The sequence below is a fragment of the Frigoribacterium sp. PvP121 genome, assembly GCF_017833115.1.
Classification (GTDB): Bacteria; Actinomycetota; Actinomycetes; order Actinomycetales; family Microbacteriaceae; genus Frigoribacterium; species Frigoribacterium endophyticum.
In genome coordinates this window covers 1027961-1045457 of sequence record NZ_JAFIBR010000001.1, presented here as the reverse complement: position 1 = coordinate 1045457, position 17497 = coordinate 1027961, and the positions used below count along the sequence as shown (strand labels likewise).

Here is a 17497-nt window from a genome sequence, read left to right as displayed (position 1 = left end):
GGGCGATTGGCACCTTGCGACCAGTCCACCTGACCGATTGGATCGTCGATGTGCTGCACCCCCGCCTCCCCCTGACCGCTCGCCGCCGCCGCGACCACCTCGAGCGCCTCGCGCGCCTCGCCGTCGGGCTCGTCCTCTACGGGGTCGCCCTCGCGCTGATGGTCCGGGCCGGCATCGGGCTCGCCCCGTGGGACGTCCTGTCGACCGGCATCGTCGCGCAGACCGGCCTCTCGTACGGGGTGGTGGTCGTCGCGACGAGCGTGCTCGTGCTGCTCGCGTGGATCCCGCTCCGCCAGCGGGTCCGGTTCGGCACGGTCGCGAACACGATCACGATCGGCCCCGTCGCCGACGTCGTGCTGCGGGTGCTGCCCGAGCAGACCGCGTGGTGGGCCCAGGGCCTCACCTTCGCCCTCGGCCTCGCCCTGCTCGCCGTGGCGAGCGGCCTCTACATCAGCGCCGACCACGGCCCCGGCCCGCGCGACGGCCTGATGCTCGGCCTCAACCGGCGGCTGGGCTGGCGGATCGGCGTCGCGCGCACCGTGATCGAGGTGACGGTGCTCGCGATCGGCTGGCTCCTCGGCGGCCAGGTCGGCATCGGCACGGCCCTCGAGGCGCTGCTGATCGGCCCGATGGTCGCCGTGACCATCCCCGCGCTGGCCCGACGCCGCCCGGCGGCCGAGGCCCCGGGCGCGCCGCCCGCCGTGACGCCGGCCGCGGCCTCCCCCGGGGCGCCGACCCGCGACTCCTCGACGCCTGTCGCCGACCTGCCGGAGGCGCGCCTCCCCTGAGCCCGGAGCCCCGGTACGAGACGGTTCGGAGCCCGAGGCACGGATCGGGAATGAACGGCGTCGCCGCCGAGTTGACAGTCCCTCGCCGCGGAGTAGAGTCGCCGCTCGTGACTGACGACGTCCGGTCGCCGAAGCGGTGGCTGATCGGCGAACCCCTCCCCTCCGAGAAGCTCGAGGGGCAGCTGCTGCCGAAGCACCTCGCGCTGCCGATCTTCGCCAGCGACCCGTTGAGCTCGGTGGCGTACGCGCCGCAGGAGCTCCTGATGATCCTGCTGATCGGCGGCCTGGGGTTCCTCACCCTCGCGCCGTGGGTCGCGGTCGCGGTCGTCGTGCTGCTGCTCGTGGTCGTCGCGTCGTACCGCCAGCTGATCAAGGCCTACCCGTCGGGAGGCGGCGACTACGAGGTCGCCCACCGCAACCTCGGCGAGAAGGCCGGCCTCGTCGTGGCCTCCGCGCTCCTGGTCGACTACGTCATGACGGTCGCCGTGTCGGTCGCCTCCGGCGTCGACAACATCATCTCGGCGGTGCCCGAGCTGGCGCCGATCCGGGTCGAGCTGGCGATCTTCTTCGTCATCGTGCTGGCCGCGGTGAACCTGCGGGGCGTCCGCGAGTCGAGCAAGGCGTTCGCCGTGCCGACCTACCTCTTCGTGTCGAGCGTCTTCGTGATGATCGTGATCGCCCTGGTACGCACGGCCCTCGGCGACCCGCCCGTGGCCGAGAGCGCCGAGTACACCGTGCAAGCCGACCAGCTGACGCAGGCGGCGTTCATCCTGCTGCTGCTCCGCGCGTTCTCGAGCGGCTGCTCGGCGCTGACCGGGGTCGAGGCGATCGCCAACGGCGTGCCGGCCTTCCGTCGCCCCAAGGTGCAGAACGCCCAGAAGACCCTCGTGCTGATGGGCGGCATCGCCATCGTGCTGTTCGCCGGCCTCGTCGCCGTCGCGCTGATCGCGAAGGTGCACTACGCCGAGGACGCCTGCGACCTGCAGGGCTTCGTCGACTGCGAGGGCACGCCGCAGCGCAGCCTCATCGCGCAGATCGCGAGCGCGGTGTTCGGCGGCTCGCTGTTCGGCGTGCCCTTCTACCTGATCCAGGCGTGCACGGCGGCGGTGCTGCTGCTCGCGGCCAACACGGCGTTCAACGGGTTCCCGCTGCTCGGCTCGATCCTCGCCCGCGACCAGTACGCGCCGAAGGCGCTCAACACGCGCGGCGACCGCCTGATCTACTCGAACGGCGTCATCGTGCTGGCCCTGGTGGCCTGCGCCATCCTGCTCGTGTACCAGGCCAGCGTCACCGGCCTGATCCAGCTCTACATCATCGGCGTCTTCGTGTCGTTCACGCTCGGGCAGACCGGCATGGTCGTGCACTGGACCCGCATGCTGCGCGAGGGCTGCGCCGACCGCGGCGCCGTGTACCGCGCCCGCGGCATCAACGCCTTCGGGGCGCTGCTGACGGCCTCGGTGCTGATCGTCGTGACGGTGACGAAGTTCACGCACGGAGCCTGGCTCGTCTTCGTCATCATGCCGATCCTGTTCACGCTGATGCTCGGGGTGAACCGCTACTACCGCGACGTGCTGGTCGAGATCGAGCCCGACGCGACGACGCAGTTCGGCTCGCACGGCGACCACGCGATCGTGCTGGTCGGCACGATGCAGAAGCCCGTGCTCAAGGCCCTCGACTACGCCATCGCGGCGCGGCACGAGTCGCTCGAGGCGATCCACGTCGGCATCGACGACGACTCGACCGCGCGGCTGCAGCGGCAGTGGGCGGAGCAGAACATCGAGGTGCCGCTGCGCATCGTGCCCTCGCCGTACAGAGACATCAGCATGCCGCTGATCAAGTACATCAAGGCGCACCGCGAGGAGCACGGCAGCGAGGTCGTGACTGTCTACACGCCGATCTACATCGTCGGCCACTGGTGGGAGGCGGCGCTGCACAACCACAAGAGCCGTCGCATCCGCCAGAAGCTCATGCTCGTGCACGGCGTCACCATCTCGCTGGTGCCGTGGCTGCTCGACTCGTCCGAGGTGCTCTACGGCCGTCGCTCGCGGCCGGTGCCCGGGCAGGACCGTCGCGGCGAGCCCATCCGACCCCTGCCGCGCAAGCCGCTGGCGCCCGTCTCCGCCGGCGAGGGCCAGGGCACCGGAGGCGCGGGTCCGGCTGGCCGGGCCGGCGCGGCCGTCGAGGGCGGTGCCGTCGGCCTCGGGCTGGCCGAGCCGCTGACGACCGACACCGGCTCCGTCCGCACTCCCGCGTCGCCCTACGGTGCCGCGGGGGCCGGCTCGACCGGCGCCCCTGCGGGCAAGGGCAAGGGCTCGCGGAGCGCCGCCGCCAAGGCCGCCCGCAAGGCGCGCTCCACGGCGCGCAACAGCCCCGGCGGCTCCGCCTCCCGCCGCAAGCGCTAGCGGCGGCTGCGCGGCACTGCGTCCCTTCGCCGGCTCGCGCCTCCCCGAGGCGCCGCTCCGCGCCTCCCCGGCTCACCTGTGGCAGATGCCGACCGCGGGCCCTGCAACACCGCGAAAGTCGGGTACCAGAGCTCCCTCACGGGCCCGATGGTCGGCATTTCCCCCTGCCCCCCGCCGACCGTCCCGACATGAGAGTGATCGGCGCTGTCCGCACCGGAGTCCGGCACATCAGCGGCCGTCCGTCCCGGATCCCTCTCCGATCAGGTCAGGCACCCCCGGGAGGCACGGGGCCCGCCCCCGGCACCCGCCCGCGTCGTCAGCCCCTAGCGCCACACCGTCCGCGGCCGCAGCAAGCGGTGACGACCCGCCGCCGCGCCGGCCGCGCCGACCGCGCCACCGCGCCCGTCAGCACCGGCCGCACCGTCGAGCAGCAGCTCCAGGGCGGCTGTCGCGACCTCCTCGAGGGGCTGCTGCACGCTCGAGAAGCCGAGCGCCGCCGCCACCGGGGTGTCGTCGTAGCCGACGACGCGCACGCGGGGGCCGACGACCGTCGAGGCCCCGAGCGCGAGGGTGTCGCTGGCGCACACGACGGCGTCGAGCTCGCCGGCGTCGAGCAGCTCGCGCACCGCCGCCGCCGCGACCGCCACGGAGTCCTCGAGGTGCAGGTCGAGCGCGTCGAGGGCCGCCGACGGCAGCCCCGACCCCGCCGCCATCGCCTCGCGCCAGCCGCGCCTCCGGTCGTTGCCCGCCCCCGACTCGGCGGGCCAGCCCACGAAGGCGATGCGCCGCGCCCCGTCGTCGAGCAGCGACCGGGTCGCCGACCCGATGCCGTGGCGCCCGTCGACGTCGACCCAGCGGTGCCGGGGGTCGTCGACGTCGTCGAGCCCCCAGGGGCGGCCGAAGGTGACGAACTCGGCGCCGGCCGCGATCAGCCACTCGGTGCGGGGGTCGTCGAACGAGGTCGAGGTGAGCACGAAGCCGTCGACGTCGGCCCCGTCGAGCAGCCGGCCGAACTGGGCGATCTCGTCGGCGGGGCTCGCGGCCGTGTAGAGCAGGATCCGGTAGCCGCGCCGGTCGGCCTGCTCCGTCACCGCGTGCAGGAACCTGTCGAGCACGGCGCCCGAGATGCCGTTCTGCACCGGGTCGAGGCGGATGCCGATGGTGGAGCTCTTCCGCGTGCGCAGCCGACGGGCCGAGGCGTGCGGGCGGTAGCCGAGGTCGGCGATGGCCTTCTCGACCCGGCCGCGGGTGTCGGGGCGCACGACGGCGGGGGCGTTCAGCACGTTCGACACGGTCTGTCGCGAGACGCCGGCCGCCTCGGCCACGTCGCTGACCGTGGGGAGTCGCGGTGTCGGCACCGAGGGCACGCCCACCTCCGCTCCCGGCCCGCCCCGCTGACCGGCCTGCCGTCACGCTACCCCAGCGCGTCGTCCGCTCCGCGCGGTCGTGCTTGACAGCCGCGAGGGCCGCTGCCTACTCTGGCGACACCGATTTGATCGATCAAATATGAACGATCAAGGCAGCACCCCGACAGCACCCCGACAGCACCCCCGACCGCACCACCTCGCAACGACGCGACGAGAGGCCCCTCATGCAACGACGCACCGCCCGGCTGGCAGCAGCCGCCGCCCTCACCACGATCTCCGTGCTCGGACTCACCGCCTGCGGCGGCTCCGGCTTCAGCGACACCTCCGACGGCTCCGACGGGGCCGGGGCCTCCGGCGAGCTGACCTCGAGCGACGACGCGCTCAGCGTGCTCATCGCCGCCAGCGGCGACGCCGAGGCGACCGCCGTCACCGACGCGGTGGCCGCCTGGTCCTCCGACTCGGGCACGGGCGCCGAGGTGAGCGTCGCCTCCGACCTGCCGCAGCAGCTGAGCCAGGGCTTCGCCTCCGGCGAGCCGGCCGACGTCTTCTACCTCTCCACCGACGCCCTCGCGGGCTTCGCCGGCAACGGCAGCCTGCTCGCCTACGGCGACCGCCTCAGCAACGCCGACGACTTCTACCCCGCCCTCGTCGACAGCTTCACCGTCGACGACCAGTTCTACTGCGCCCCGAAGGACTTCTCGACCCTCGGCCTCATCATCAACGACGACATGTGGGCCGCGGCCGGCCTCACCGACGCCGACGTGCCCACCGACTGGGACGGCCTCCGCGAGGTCGCCGCCCAGCTCACCACGGCCGACCACGTCGGCCTCGCGTTCAGCCCCGAGTACGCCCGCGTCGGCGCCTTCATGGCGCAGGCCGGCGGCACCGTGACGACCGCGGACGGCACCGATGCGACCCTCGACTCGGACGAGAACGTCGAGGCGCTCACCTACGTGCAGGAGCTCCTCGCGAGCGGCGACGCCGCGTACTCGAGCGACCTCGGCGCGGGCTGGGGCGGCGAGGCCTTCGGCACCGGCGCCGCGGCGATGACCATCGAGGGCAACTGGATCGCCGGCGCGATGAGCGCCGACTACCCCGACGTGTCGTACCGGGTGGCCGAGCTGCCCGCCGGCCCCGGCGGCCAGGGCACGCTCCAGTTCACGAACTGCTGGGGCATCGCGGCCGACAGCCCCAACCAGGAGGCGGCGGTCGCGCTGGTCGAGCAGCTCACGGGCACCGACCAGCAGCTGGCCTTCGCCGACGCCTTCGGCGTCATGCCGTCGATCGAGTCCGCCGCCGAGGAGTGGAAGTCCGCGAACCCCGACGAGGCCGCCTTCCTCGACTCCGTCGAGTTCGCCCAGGGCGTGCCGACGCAGGACGGCTCCGCCGCGGTCATCGCCGACTTCAACTCGCAGCTCGCGGGGCTCGAGGACGGCGACCCGGCGACGATCCTCGAGTCCGCGCAGCAGAACTTCGCCGCGATCCTCGACTAGGCGCCGACCATGACCGCCGTCGTCACGAAGCCCCCGCGTCGCCGCAGCGCCGCGACGCGGGGGGAGAGCCTCTCGGGCTGGCTGTTCGTCGCCCCGATCCTGGTGATCCTGGGCCTGTTCCTCGCCGTCCCGGTGCTCATGGCCCTCTGGGTCAGCGTCTCCGACTGGACGGGCCGGGGGTCGCCCTTCGCCGCCGGCGTCGGCTTCGTCGGGCTCGACAACTACCGCGAGCTCCTCTCGGGCGGCGGCCTCGCCGAGCGCGACTTCGGCATCAGCCTCCGCAACAACGCCTGGTACGTGCTGCTCGTCGTGCCGATCCAGACGGCGGTCTCGCTGCTGCTGGCCGTGCTGGTGAACCGGCAGGTGCTGCGCGGGCGCGGCTTCTTCCGCACCGCCTTCTACTTCCCGTCGGTGACCAGCTCGGTCGCGATCACCGTGCTCTGGCTCTTCCTCTTCTCGCAGAGCGGGGCGGTCAACAAGGTGCTGTCGTTCGTCGGCATCACGGGCCCGGCCTGGTTCAACGACGCGAGCGGGGTGCTCCACAACCTGCTCGGGCTCGTCGGCGTGACCCGCCCGCCGGCCTTCCTCGCCGAGCACACCGCGCTCGGCGTGACCCTCTGGGACTGGCTCGCGGGCCCCTCCGTCGCCATGTCGGCCTTCATCCTCATGGCCGTCTTCACGACCAGCGGCACGTTCATGCTGCTCTTCCTCGCGGCGCTGCAGAACCTCGGCGGCGACGTGCAGGAGGCCGCGATGATGGACGGCGCGAACGGCTGGCAGCGCTTCTGGAGCATCACCCTCCCGCAGCTCCGCCCCACGCTCTTCACCGTGCTGACCCTCGGCCTCATCGGCACCTGGCAGGTCTTCGACCAGATCTACACCGGCACGCAGGGCGGGCCGCAGAAGACGACCCTCACGCCGGCGTACCTCTCGTACACCTCGGCCTTCAGCGACCAGGAGTGGGGCCGCGGCGCCGCCATCGCCTTCGTGCTCTTCGTCATCATCGTCGCGCTCACGATCCTGCAGCGCATCGTGCTCCGCGAGCGCGCCGTCTCGACGCGCCGCACGGCGCTCTACACGACAGGAGCCGGGCGATGACCGCGACGCTGCCCCTCGAGGGCGCGACTCCCGCGACCTCCCCCCTCGCCGCGCCTCCCGCCGCTCCCCGCCCTGCGGGCCGGCCCCGGCGCAGCTCGGCCCGGGTGGCCGGCACCTCGGTGCTCTACGCGGTGCTGATCGTGATCGCGGTGATCTACATCGCACCGTTCCTCATCAACGTCGCGACGTCGTTCAAGACCGACCCCGAGGCCGCCTCCGACCCGCTCTCGCTCATCCCGGCGACGGCGACCACGGCGGCGTACCGGCAGCTGTTCCTCAACAGCGACTTCCCGACCTGGTTCGCCAACTCGGCCGTCGTCACGGTCTTCGTGACGGCCGGGCGCGTGTTCTTCAACTCGCTCGCGGGGTACGCCCTGGCCCGGCTGCAGTTCCGGGGGCGTGGCCTCATCTTCGTGCTGCTCGTCGGCGTGATGGCGGTGCCGACCGTCGTGCTGCTCATCCCGAAGTTCCTCGTCATCAACCAGCTCGGCATGTACGACTCGTACTCGGGCATGATCGTGCCGCTGCTGACCGACGCGGCGGGCGTCTTCATCATGAAGAACTTCTTCGAGTCGATCCCCCGCAGCGTCGAGGAGCAGGCGCGCATCGACGGAGCCGGCACCTTCCGGGTCTTCTGGTCGATCGTGCTGCCGATGGCGCGGCCCGCCCTCGTGACGATCATCATCCTGTCGTTCCAGGGCTCGTGGAACGAGCTCTCGCACTTCATCGTCTCGACCCAGTCCCCCCAGCTGACGACCCTCACCAAGGGCGTCGCGAGCCTCGCCTCCGGGCAGCTCAGCCAGGGGTCGCAGTACCCGATCAAGCTGGCCGCCGCGGCGATCATGACCGTGCCCGTCGCGCTCGTGTTCTTCGTCTTCCAGCGCCGCATCATGAACGCCAGCGACGGCGCGGTGAAGGAGTGAGCCCCGCAGGCCCCCGCCCGACGCCCGCCCCGACCCCCGGAGCACCGACATGACCGAGACCGCCGCCCGCCCCCGCCCCGCCGACCAGCGCGACGGAGCCGCCGACCCGGCCGGCACCGAGCACCGAACCAGGCCTGACGACCGGGCGAGCGCCGATCACCCCGGCCTGCAGCCCTTCCTCGCCGCCGAGACCGTCGTGCTCCGTGCCCCGGCGCAGGCCTGGTCGTCCGACGACGGCACGATGGGCCGGGCCGCGGTGCACGGCTTCTACCTCGGCGACGTGCGCCTCGTCGACGAGCTGACGCTGACGGTCGACGGGCGCGTGCCCGAGACCGTCGCCACGGTCGCCGTCGACGCGTCGACGCTGCGGGTCGAGTCGCTGCTGCGCGGCGTCGACGACCGCGGAGCCGACCCCGGGGTCCGCCTCTCGGTGCTGCGCTCGGTCGACGTCGGCGCCCTCCGGGACCGCCTGACCGTGACGTCGAGGCTCGACCGGGAGCTGACGCTGACCGTCGCGCTCGCGCTGCGGCCCGACGCCGCCCCCCTCGAGCTGGTCAAGGCCGGGCTGCGGGGCGGGCGCCCCGACGACGTGACGGTGGCGGGCGACGGGGCCCGCGCCTCCTGGACCTCCGACGGCGTCGCCGTCTCCCTCGACGCGGCCGGCGTCGACGGCGGTGCCGGAGGCGCGGTGCAGCACGACGGCACCCGTCTCGTGACCACGTGGCGGCTGGTGGTCCCGCCCCGGGCCTCGGCCTCGGTCGCCCTCGCCCTCACCGCGTCGCGCCCCTCCCCCGTCGTCGCCGGCGTCGCGGGCCCGTTCGCCTGGGCCGAGCCCGACCCGGCGCCGCGCGACGACCGCCTGGCCCGGTGGCTCGACCGGGCGCACGACGACCTCGCGGCGCTGCGGCTGACGACCGCCGACGAGCCCGGCGACGTGTTCTACGCGGCCGGGGCGCCGTGGTTCTTCACGCTCTTCGGGCGGGACTCGATCTGGGCGGCCCGCTTCACCCTGCCGCTCGACCGCACCGTCGCGGCGGGCACGCTCCGGGCCCTCGCGCGCCTGCAGGGCACCGCCTCCGTGCCCGACACCGCCGAGCAGCCGGGCAAGGTGATGCACGAGCTGCGGCAGCAGACCCTCACCATCCCCGGCGAGGGCGTCAGCCTGCCTCCGCTCTACTACGGCACGGTCGACGCGACCCCGCTCTGGGTCTGCCTGCTGCACGACGCGTGGCGCTGGGGCCTGCCCGACGCCGAGGTCGAGGCGCTGCTGCCCGCGGCGGAGGCGGCCCTCGCCTGGATGCGCGACAGCGGCGACAGCGACGGCGACGGCCTGCTCGAGTACGTCGACGAGACGGGGCACGGCCTCGCCAACCAGGGCTGGAAGGACAGCGGCGACAGCGTCCAGTGGCACGACGGCCGCCTGGCCGAGGGGCCGATCGCGCTCTGCGAGGTCCAGGCGTACGCCTACGAGGCGGCGGTGCACGGCGCCGACCTGCTCGACCACTTCGGGCGCGACGGGGGCGACGCCTGGCGCGCGTGGGCGGCGCGCCTGCGCGACCGGTTCCGCGCCTCCTTCTGGGTCTCCGACGCGGCCGGGGCCTACCCGGCCATCGCGCTCGACGCGGCCAAGCGGCCGGTCGACACCGTCACGAGCAACCTGGGCCACCTGCTCGGCACCGGCCTGCTCGACGAGCACGAGGAGGCGCTGGTCGCCGCCCGGCTCGTCTCGCCCGAGCTGGCGGCCGGCTTCGGGCTCCGCACCCTGTCGAGCGACGCCGCGGGGTTCTGGCCCCTGAGCTACCACGGGGGCAGCGTGTGGACGCACGACACCGCCGTCGCGGTCTCGGGCCTCGCGCGCGCGGGCTTCGCCGACGAGGCGCGGACGCTCGCCGAGGGCCTGCTCGCGGCGGCGCCGTCGTTCGACCACCGCATGCCCGAGCTGCACTCCGGCGACGACCGCGGCGAGGTGCCGGCGCCGGTGCCCTACCCGGCGTCGTGCCGCCCGCAGGCGTGGTCCGCGGCGGCCGCCGTCGCGGTCTGGGCGGCCACCCACGACGTCGCGCCGCCCCGCTGACGACCGCCCCCGGGCCCCCGACGGAGCACCCGCTCGGGGGGACGGGGGCGGCGGGGCCCCGTGATAAGATCGTGTCCAGTTTTGCAACTGTCATCTGTCGGCTGTACCCGGTTCGTCCGACACCGTTTCCGGGCCGAGAGCAGAGGGGGTCACGCATGGGGCGCGGCCGTCAGAAAGCCAAGCACACCAAGGTCGCCAGAGAGCTGAAGTACTTCAGCCCTGACACCAACTACGGTGAGCTCGAGAAAGAACTCGCCACGAAGAGCGACTCGGGTGACGAGTACGTCGACAAGTGGGCCGACGACTTCGTCGACGACGAGTACGACGCCGGCCACGAGCACGACAAGAGCGCCTGAGCCGACGGCTCACGAGCGCGACCTGAGACGACGAGGCTGACCGACATGGCCCTCACCTGGGAACAAGTGGTCGTCGACTCGAGCGACCCCGCCGCCCTCGCCGCGTGGTGGGCCGAGGCCCTCGGCTGGGTGGTCGTCTCGACGGGCGACGACGAGCCCGAGATCCGGCCCGCGCCCGACGTGCTGCCGGGCCTCCTGTTCGTGCACGTCGACGAGCCCAAGACCGTGAAAGACCGGCTGCACCTCGACTTCCGGCCCGACAGCCGCGACGAGCAGGCCGCCGAGGTCGACCGTCTGATCGGGCTCGGCGCGACGCGCGTCGACGTCGGTCAGGTCGACCCGTCGTGGGTCGTACTCGCCGACCCCGAGGGCAACGAGTTCTGCGTCCTCTGACCGGCGCGAAGCCGGCCAGCGGTCCCTAGCCGACGAGCTGGGCGAGCACCGGCAGCAGCCCCACGGCGACGACGGCGACGAGGCCCGTCGCGGTGACGACGGCGACGCGGCGGCTGCTCCGCACCGGCGTGTAGCCGGGGCGACGAGCAGCCGGGGCGCCCGGAACCCGGGAGGCGCGGGTCGAGCGAGCGGGCAGGGCGTGCGGGTGCGTGGTCATGATCTGGTCGACTCCTTCGTCGTCCGTCCCGACGTCGTCGTCGGGTCGCGCCCCGGAGGGCGTGCGCTGATCCTACGGCGCGACGCCCGCCGCCGCACCCGCGTCCTCGGCCGCCCGCGGCGATCAGCCACCGCCTCGCGGCCCCCGGCCGCCCCGTCTCCCCTGACCGGCCCCGCCGACCCGACCCGCGCCTCCTCGGGGCACATGCCGACCATTCCGCCCCCAGAGCCCCTCTGGTACCCGGATTCCTCCGCATTGCAGGCTCTGCGGTCGGCATTTGCAGAAAAGGGGAGTCGCGGGTGAGCGAGCAGCGACCTCGACCGACCCCGAGCCGACCCCGACCCGCACCGCCTCAGCCCGCGTACGCCCCCACGAGCCGCACGGCGCCGCCGTCGACGCCCTTGGCGCCCTGCTCGAAGCCGCTCAGGTCGCGGGTCGACGTGGCGACCGTGCCGACCTGCCACGTCTCGACGCCGTCCGCGGCGAGGGCCGCGGTCACGGCGGCGGCACGGTCGGCCGCGACGACGGCGATCATGCCGATGCCGAGGTTCCAGGTGCCCTCGCTCGACTCGAGCGTCGAGCCGGCGAGCTCGCTGAGCACGCGGAAGACGGGCGCGGGCGACCAGGTGGTGCGGTCGACCTCCGTCCACGAGCCGCGCGGCAGCACGCGGGCGAGGTTCGCGGCGATGCCGCCGCCGGTGACGTGGCTGAGCGAGTGCACGGCCCCGGCGAGCGCCGGGTCGTCGAGCACGCGCAGCAGGGGCGCGGTGTAGAGGCGGGTGGGCTCGAGCAGGGCCTCGCCGAGGGTGCCCGAGAGCTCGTCGACGCTGTCGGTGTAGCCGAGGTCGCGCGAGGCGAGGATGTGGCGCACGAGCGAGAAGCCGTTCGAGTGCAGCCCCGACGACGCGAGGGCCAGCACGACGTCGCCGTCGACGACGAGGTGCTCGCCGAGCTGCGAGCCGGCCTCGACGACGCCCACCGCGGCGCCGGCGACGTCGTAGTCGTCGGGGCCGAGCAGGCCGGGGTGCTCGGCGGTCTCGCCGCCGACGAGGGCGGTGCCGGTCTCCGAGCAGGCGCGGGCGATGCCCTCGACGATCGACGCGATGCGGGCGGGCACGACGCGGCCGCAGGCGATGTAGTCGGTCATCACGAGGGGGCGGGCGCCGACGACGACGATGTCGTCGACGACCATGCCCACGAGGTCCTGCCCGATGGTGTCGTGCTTGTCGAGGGCCTGCGCGATGGCGACCTTCGTGCCGACGCCGTCGGTCGAGGTGGCGAGCAGCGGCCGGTCGTAGTCCTTGAGGAACGACACGTCGAACATGCCCGCGAAGCCGCCCACCCCGCCGACGACGCCGGGCCCGTGGGTGGCGCTGACGGCCGCCTTCATCAGCTCGACGGCACGGTCGCCCGCGGCGGTGTCGACCCCCGCCGCCGCGTAGGAGGCGCTGCTCGAGGGGGCAGGGGAGGTCACCATTCGTTCATCCGTTCGGTGTCGTGGCAGACTGACGCAGTAACCCCAACTCTACGGTCTGGAGCCAGATCCGCATGTGCGGCATCGTCGGTCTCGTCGCGCACGAGCCAGCAAATCAACTCGTCTACGACTCCCTCCTCCTGCTGCAGCACCGCGGGCAGGACAGCACCGGCATCGCGACCGCCGAGCGCGGCATCTTCCACGTGCACAAGACCAAGGGGCAGGTCCGCGAGGGCTTCCGCACGCGTGACATGCGGGCACTGCTCGGCACGATGGGCCTCGGCCACGTCCGCTACGCCACGAAGGGCGCGGCGACGAACGAGCAGGAGGCGCAGCCGTTCTACGTGAACGCCCCCTACGGCATCGTCCTCGTGCACAACGGCAACCTCACGAACACGCGTGAGCTGACGAGCGAGCTCTTCCACGTCGACCGCCGGCACCTCAACACGAACAGCGACACCGAGCTGCTCGTGAACGTGCTCGCCCACGAGCTGCAGGAGCAGGTCAACGGCACCGACCTCGACCCCGAGCAGATCTTCGCCGCGGTCACCCGGGTCCACGACCGGGTGCAGGGCTCGTACGCCGCGATCGCGATGATCGCCGGCCACGGCCTGCTCGCGTTCCGCGACCCGTTCGGCATCCGTCCGCTGGTGCTCGGCCGCCGCAAGGCCGCCGACGGGCAGCGCGACGAGTGGATCGTCGCGAGCGAGTCGCTCGTGCTCGAGTCGGGCGGCTACGAGATCGTCCGCGACGTCGCCCCGGGCGAGGCCGTGTTCGTCTCGCTCGACGGCGAGATGGTCTCGAAGCAGTGCCACGCGGCGCCGCGCCTCGTGCCCTGCTCGTTCGAGTACGTCTACCTGGCCCGGCCCGACTCCGTGATGAACGGCATCTCGGTCTACGACGCCCGCCTCCGCCTCGGCGACCGCCTCGCCGACACGATCGCGACCTACGCCCCGACGGGCGACATCGACGTGGTCATGCCGATCCCCGACTCGTCGCGGCCCGCCGCGATGCAGGTCGCCCGCAAGCTCGGCATCGAGTACCGCGAGGGGTTCTACAAGAACCGCTACGTGGGCCGCACCTTCATCATGCCCGGGCAGGCGGAGCGCAAGCGCTCGGTGCGCCAGAAGCTCAACGCCATGTCGAGCGAGTTCAAGGGCAAGAACATCCTCATCGTCGACGACTCCATCGTGCGCGGAACGACCTCGCGCGAGATCGTCGAGATGGCCCGCGCCGCCGGGGCGAACGAGGTCACCTTCACCTCCGCCGCCCCTCCCGTGCGCTACCCGCACGTCTACGGCATCAACATGCCGACCCGGCACGAGCTCATCGCCCACGACCGCAAGATCCCCGAGATCGCGCGCGAGCTCGGCGCCGACCACCTCATCTACCAGGAGGTGGAAGACATGCGGAGCGCCATCACCGAGGGCAGCGACGTCGTCGACCTCGAGATGAGCTGCTTCACCGGCGACTACGTCACCGGCTCGGTCACCCCCGAGTACCTGGCCTGGGTCGAGGCGAACCAGCTCAGCTGACCGTGAGGGAGGCGCGGGTCGGCCTGGGCGGCCGCGCCTCCCCCACGAGACGGTGGCCGACCCGAGCCGTCGTCAATAGGCTCGTGCCCATGAGCGACCTCGGCTCCCCCGTGCCCCCCGACGAGACAGCGACCGTGCGCCCGCCCGCGGTCCCCGAGAAGGCCCCGGCCCCCGGCGCCGCCCCGGCCCTCCGCATCGCCGGCCTCCGCAAGGCGTTCGGCCCCAAGGTGGCCGTCGACGGCCTCGACCTCACGGTCCCGCTCGGCTCCTTCTACGGGCTGGTCGGCCCGAACGGCGCCGGCAAGACGACCACCCTGTCGATGGCGACCGGCCTGCTGCGCCCCGACGCCGGCACCATCGAGGTGCTCGGCACGGACGTGTGGAGCGACCCCGTCCGCGCCAAGTCGCTCGTCGGCGTGCTGAGCGACGGCGTCGCCCTGTTCGACCGGCTGACCGGCGAGCAGCTCGTGACGTACCACGGCCTCCTCAACGGGATGGACCGCGCGACGACCGCCCTCCGCGTCGGCGACCTGCTCGACCTGCTCGACCTCCGCGAGGCGGGCGGCACGCTCGTCGTCGACTACTCCGCGGGCATGACCAAGAAGGTGGCGCTGGCCTGCGCGCTCGTCCACGCCCCGCGCCTCCTCGTGCTCGACGAGCCGTTCGAGTCGGTCGACCCGGTCTCGGCGGCGAACATCCGCGACATCCTCCACGGCTACGTCGAGGGCGGCGGCACCGTCATCGTCTCGAGCCACTCGATGGACCTCGTGCAGCGCATGTGCGACCACGTCGCCGTCGTGTCGTCGGGCCGCGTGCTCGCGGCGGGCACGACCGACGAGGTGCGCGCCGGCTCGAGCCTCGAAGACCGCTTCGTCGAGCTCGTCGGCGGCCGTCAGCACGCACAGGGGCCCTCGTGGTTGCGCACCTCCTGAGCCTGCGCTGGCGGGTGATGCTGAACGGGTTCCGTCGCAGCACCTGGCAGCTGATCGCCGCGATCATCGGGCTCCTCTACGGCCTCGGCGTCCTCGCCCTCCTCGTCGGCGGGCTGTTCGCGCTGTCGTTCGCGCCCGAGACCTGGGCGTGGACGGTAGGCGTTCTGGGCGGCTCGGTCGCCGTGCTCGGCTGGGTCGTCGTGCCGCTGCTGCTGCGCGGCGTCGACCAGACGCTCGCGATCTCGAAGCTGCGGGCGTTCCCGCTGCCGGCCGACCGCCTCCTCGTGGCCCTGCTGGCGTGCGGGGTGCTCGGTGTGCCGGGGCTCGTCACCCTCGTCGCCGGTGTCGCGACCGGGCTGAGCTGGTGGCGGCACCCGCTGTCGCTGCTCACCGCCGTCGTCTGCGGCGTCGTCGGGGTGCTCACGTGCATCGCCGCGTCGCGGGCGCTCGAGTCGCTGACCAGCTCGCTCGGCGCCCACCGGCGCTACCGCGAAGTGATGGGCGTTCTCGTCTTCGTGCCGCTCATCCTCGCCGGGCCGTTGATCGCGCTGGCGGGCACGGGCCTCTCGAGCCTGCGCGACGACCTGCCGCAGATCGCCGGGGTCCTGTCGTTCACGCCCCTCGGGGCCGTCTGGTCGGTGCCCGGCGACCTCGCCCTGGGCCGCCCCGGGGAGGCGGGGGTCAAGGCCCTGATCGCCCTCGCCACCCTGGCCGTGCTGCTGCTGCTCTGGCGCGTCGGGCTGCGGGCCGCGCTGGTCTCGTCTCCGGGCGCGGCCGCCTCAGGTCGCTCGAAGGGCCTCGGCCCGTTCCGGTGGTTCCCGGCGACGCCGACCGGCGCCGTCGCGGCCCGCACGGCCGTCTACTGGCTGCGCGACCCGCGCTACGGCGGCTCGCTCGTGATCGTGCCGCTGCTGCCGGTGCTCGCGGTCTTCCTCGCCGCGACGACGGGCAGCGACTGGCTGCTCTACGCGCTCGGGCCGGGCATCGCGGCCCTGCTCGCCGTGACCCTGTGCGCCGACGTCTCGTACGACGGCACCGCGTTCGCCGCGCACCTGTCGACCGGGGTCTCCGGCCGTGCCGACCGGGCGGGGCGCGTCATCACGCTCTCGCTCTTCGCGGTGCCCGTGGTGGTGGTCGCGACGCTCGTGCCGCTCGCCGTGCTCGGCGAGCTGGCGAAGGCGCCCGCGCTGCTCGGCATCGGCCTGGGCGTCATGCTCACCGGCTTCGGGGTCTCGAGCGTGGCGTCGACCCGCTTCCTGATGCCGGTGCCCGCGGCGGGCGAGAGCCCGTTCAAGTCGCCGCAGGGCGCGAGCCTCACGTCGGCGCTCGGCATGTACGCGGCGTGGGCGCTGTCGTTCGCGTTCGCGTTGCCCGAGATCGCGCTGGGGCTCGTCGCGCTGGCCCAGGGCAGCTTGCTGCTCGGGGTCGTGGCGTTGGTCGTGGGCGTGCTGCTCGGTGGGGCGCTCGTCGTGGTGGGCGTCGTGCGGGGCGGACGGTCGCTCGACCAGCGCGGGCCGGAGCTGCTCGCCCGGCTGCGGCGCGCCTCCGGCTCCTGACCCGCGAGGGGGCTCTACTCGAGCTCACCCTCCACGGCGGGCTCGTCGGGAGCGTCGACGCTCTCGCGCTCGGCCCGCACGCGCTTGGCGCGGCGGATCGAGCTGCGGTCGGCGATGATCGCGACCGTGGCGCCGACCGCACCGCCGAAGGTCAGGCCCCACAGCGCGAAGTAGCCGTAGGTCGAGGCGATGCCCTCGCCCTCGTCGAACGGGAAGAGCGACGTGACGATCAACGAGACCACGACGCCCGCCGTCGCGCCGACGATGAGGAAGACCGAGATCTTCGGGGCCCGGCGCACGCTGACCTCGTCGTGCGAGCGGTCGTCGACCACCGGGGCGTCGACCGCGGGGCCGCCGACCGTGGGGGCGTCGACTCCCGGGGCGTCGACCGCCGAGGCGTCGGCGTCGGGCTGCTGCGGGGAGTCGGGTGCGCGGGTCACGTCGGCCATTCTCCCAGAGCCGGGGCCGCGTGCACGCCCGGTGTCTCGGTGCCGAGCGGTCGTCAGCTCCGGGGCAGGCGGACCGGCACGTAGCCGGTGAGGTCCGCGCGGCTGCCCGAGGCCGAGACGAGGGCCTGATCGACGGCCTCCTGCCAGGTGAGCGCTCCGGTGGCGAGGCGGATGAAGGTCGCGGGGTCGGTCTCGACGACGTTGGGCGGGGTGCCGCGGGTGTGGCTGAGCCCCTCGCGGAACTGCACCGCTCCCCAGGGCGGCACCCGCACCTCCACCGTGGCGCCGGGCTCGCCGTCGGCGAGCACCTGCAGCAGCCAGCGGACCGCGGTCGCGGTGACCACGCGGGAGGGCTGCGCGCCCTCGGCGAGCGCCGTCTGGGCCTCACGCACGGCGGCCGCGCCGGTGCCGTCGTCGATCCTCGCCTTGGCCATGCCGCT

16 protein-coding genes are annotated in these 17497 nt (G+C 73.4%); 11 read left to right on the top strand and 5 right to left on the bottom strand.

The genetic code is table 11. From position 1 onward, the window contains the following. The first annotated feature begins 50 nt into the window (after positions 1-50). The gene (locus tag JOE43_RS04925) at positions 51-788 is read left to right on the top strand and encodes a YitT family protein (RefSeq protein WP_209515255.1); all 738 of its coding nucleotides are present in this window, start codon (positions 51-53) and stop codon (positions 786-788) included. Between the two features lie 140 nt (positions 789-928). Further along, a complete protein-coding gene (locus tag JOE43_RS04920) occupies positions 929-3190 on the top strand; it encodes an APC family permease (protein ID WP_245187348.1) in 2262 nt (753 codons plus the stop codon). Positions 3191-3513: 323 nt separating this feature from the next. Here JOE43_RS04920 and JOE43_RS04915 read toward each other — a convergent pair whose 3' ends face one another. Next, a complete protein-coding gene (locus tag JOE43_RS04915; RefSeq protein ID WP_307803245.1) occupies positions 3514-4557 on the bottom strand; it encodes a LacI family DNA-binding transcriptional regulator in 1044 nt (347 codons plus the stop codon). Between the two features lie 224 nt (positions 4558-4781). Between JOE43_RS04915 and JOE43_RS04910 the strand changes: the two genes are divergently transcribed. The 6 genes from JOE43_RS04910 (at position 4782) to JOE43_RS04885 (ending at position 10894) form a co-directional block, all read left to right on the top strand. Continuing rightward, on the top strand, positions 4782-6050 hold the full coding sequence (locus tag JOE43_RS04910) for an extracellular solute-binding protein (RefSeq protein WP_209515250.1): 1269 nt from the start codon (positions 4782-4784) through the stop codon (positions 6048-6050). A gap of 9 nt (positions 6051-6059) precedes the next feature. After that, positions 6060-7148 carry a carbohydrate ABC transporter permease gene (locus JOE43_RS04905; protein ID WP_209515247.1) on the top strand — a complete coding sequence of 363 codons (1089 nt, stop codon included), beginning with the start codon at positions 6060-6062 and terminating at the stop codon, positions 7146-7148. Beyond that, a complete protein-coding gene (locus JOE43_RS04900) occupies positions 7145-8071 on the top strand; it encodes a carbohydrate ABC transporter permease (protein WP_209515245.1) in 927 nt (308 codons plus the stop codon). Before JOE43_RS04905 ends, JOE43_RS04900 begins: the two co-directional genes overlap by 4 nt. Positions 8072-8120: 49 nt before the next feature. Further along, complete coding sequence (locus tag JOE43_RS04895) at positions 8121-10145, top strand: glycogen debranching N-terminal domain-containing protein (RefSeq protein WP_209515243.1); 2025 nt, start codon at positions 8121-8123, stop codon at positions 10143-10145. A 155-nt stretch (positions 10146-10300) separates the two neighbouring features. Beyond that, positions 10301-10501, top strand: coding sequence for a DUF3073 domain-containing protein (locus tag JOE43_RS04890; RefSeq protein ID WP_209515242.1), 201 nt, complete (start codon positions 10301-10303; stop codon positions 10499-10501). A 45-nt stretch (positions 10502-10546) separates the two neighbouring features. Continuing rightward, on the top strand, positions 10547-10894 hold the full coding sequence (locus tag JOE43_RS04885; protein ID WP_209515240.1) for a VOC family protein: 348 nt from the start codon (positions 10547-10549) through the stop codon (positions 10892-10894). Positions 10895-10919: 25 nt separating this feature from the next. On the opposite strand, the gene JOE43_RS04880 is transcribed toward JOE43_RS04885, so the two are convergent. Then, entirely contained in the window at positions 10920-11111 is a 192-nt protein-coding gene (locus JOE43_RS04880; protein ID WP_209515238.1) for a hypothetical protein, read from the bottom strand. Positions 11112-11463: 352 nt separating this feature from the next. Beyond that, on the bottom strand, positions 11464-12588 hold the full coding sequence (gene purM, locus JOE43_RS04875) for a phosphoribosylformylglycinamidine cyclo-ligase (protein ID WP_185231091.1): 1125 nt from the start codon (positions 12586-12588) through the stop codon (positions 11464-11466). A gap of 71 nt (positions 12589-12659) precedes the next feature. Here purM and purF point away from each other — a divergent pair, with 71 nt between their 5' ends. From purF to JOE43_RS04860, 3 genes are all read left to right on the top strand, one after another. Further along, positions 12660-14120, top strand: coding sequence for an amidophosphoribosyltransferase (gene purF / locus JOE43_RS04870; protein WP_056051828.1), 1461 nt, complete (start codon positions 12660-12662; stop codon positions 14118-14120). Positions 14121-14209: 89 nt separating this feature from the next. Beyond that, a complete protein-coding gene (locus JOE43_RS04865; protein ID WP_209515236.1) occupies positions 14210-15052 on the top strand; it encodes an ABC transporter ATP-binding protein in 843 nt (280 codons plus the stop codon). Continuing rightward, positions 15034-16608 carry a transporter gene (locus JOE43_RS04860; RefSeq protein WP_209515234.1) on the top strand — a complete coding sequence of 525 codons (1575 nt, stop codon included), beginning with the start codon at positions 15034-15036 and terminating at the stop codon, positions 16606-16608. The genes JOE43_RS04865 and JOE43_RS04860 overlap by 19 nt, the downstream gene beginning before the upstream one ends. Before the next feature lie 14 nt (positions 16609-16622). Here the strand turns inward: JOE43_RS04860 and JOE43_RS04855 are convergent, their stop codons facing one another. Then, the gene (locus JOE43_RS04855) at positions 16623-17048 is read right to left on the bottom strand and encodes a hypothetical protein (RefSeq protein ID WP_209515232.1); all 426 of its coding nucleotides are present in this window, start codon (positions 17046-17048) and stop codon (positions 16623-16625) included. 62 nt (positions 17049-17110) lie between these two features. Then, positions 17111-17491 carry a sterol carrier family protein gene (locus JOE43_RS04850; RefSeq protein WP_056051822.1) on the bottom strand — a complete coding sequence of 127 codons (381 nt, stop codon included), beginning with the start codon at positions 17489-17491 and terminating at the stop codon, positions 17111-17113. Between the last annotated feature and the right edge of the window lie 6 nt (positions 17492-17497).

Coding starts and splice junctions, on each gene's coding strand:
- JOE43_RS04895 (WP_209515243.1), top strand. CDS start 8,121: ATGACCGAGACCGCCGCCCGCCCCCGCCCCGCCGACCAGCGCGACGGA.
- purF (WP_056051828.1), top strand. CDS start 12,660: ATGTGCGGCATCGTCGGTCTCGTCGCGCACGAGCCAGCAAATCAACTC.
- JOE43_RS04885 (WP_209515240.1), top strand. CDS start 10,547: ATGGCCCTCACCTGGGAACAAGTGGTCGTCGACTCGAGCGACCCCGCC.
- JOE43_RS04850 (WP_056051822.1), bottom strand. CDS start 17,491: ATGGCCAAGGCGAGGATCGACGACGGCACCGGCGCGGCCGCCGTGCGT.
- JOE43_RS04865 (WP_209515236.1), top strand. CDS start 14,210: ATGAGCGACCTCGGCTCCCCCGTGCCCCCCGACGAGACAGCGACCGTG.
- purM (WP_185231091.1), bottom strand. CDS start 12,588: ATGGTGACCTCCCCTGCCCCCTCGAGCAGCGCCTCCTACGCGGCGGCG.
- JOE43_RS04890 (WP_209515242.1), top strand. CDS start 10,301: ATGGGGCGCGGCCGTCAGAAAGCCAAGCACACCAAGGTCGCCAGAGAG.
- JOE43_RS04880 (WP_209515238.1), bottom strand. CDS start 11,111: ATGACCACGCACCCGCACGCCCTGCCCGCTCGCTCGACCCGCGCCTCC.
- JOE43_RS04910 (WP_209515250.1), top strand. CDS start 4,782: ATGCAACGACGCACCGCCCGGCTGGCAGCAGCCGCCGCCCTCACCACG.
- JOE43_RS04900 (WP_209515245.1), top strand. CDS start 7,145: ATGACCGCGACGCTGCCCCTCGAGGGCGCGACTCCCGCGACCTCCCCC.
- JOE43_RS04905 (WP_209515247.1), top strand. CDS start 6,060: ATGACCGCCGTCGTCACGAAGCCCCCGCGTCGCCGCAGCGCCGCGACG.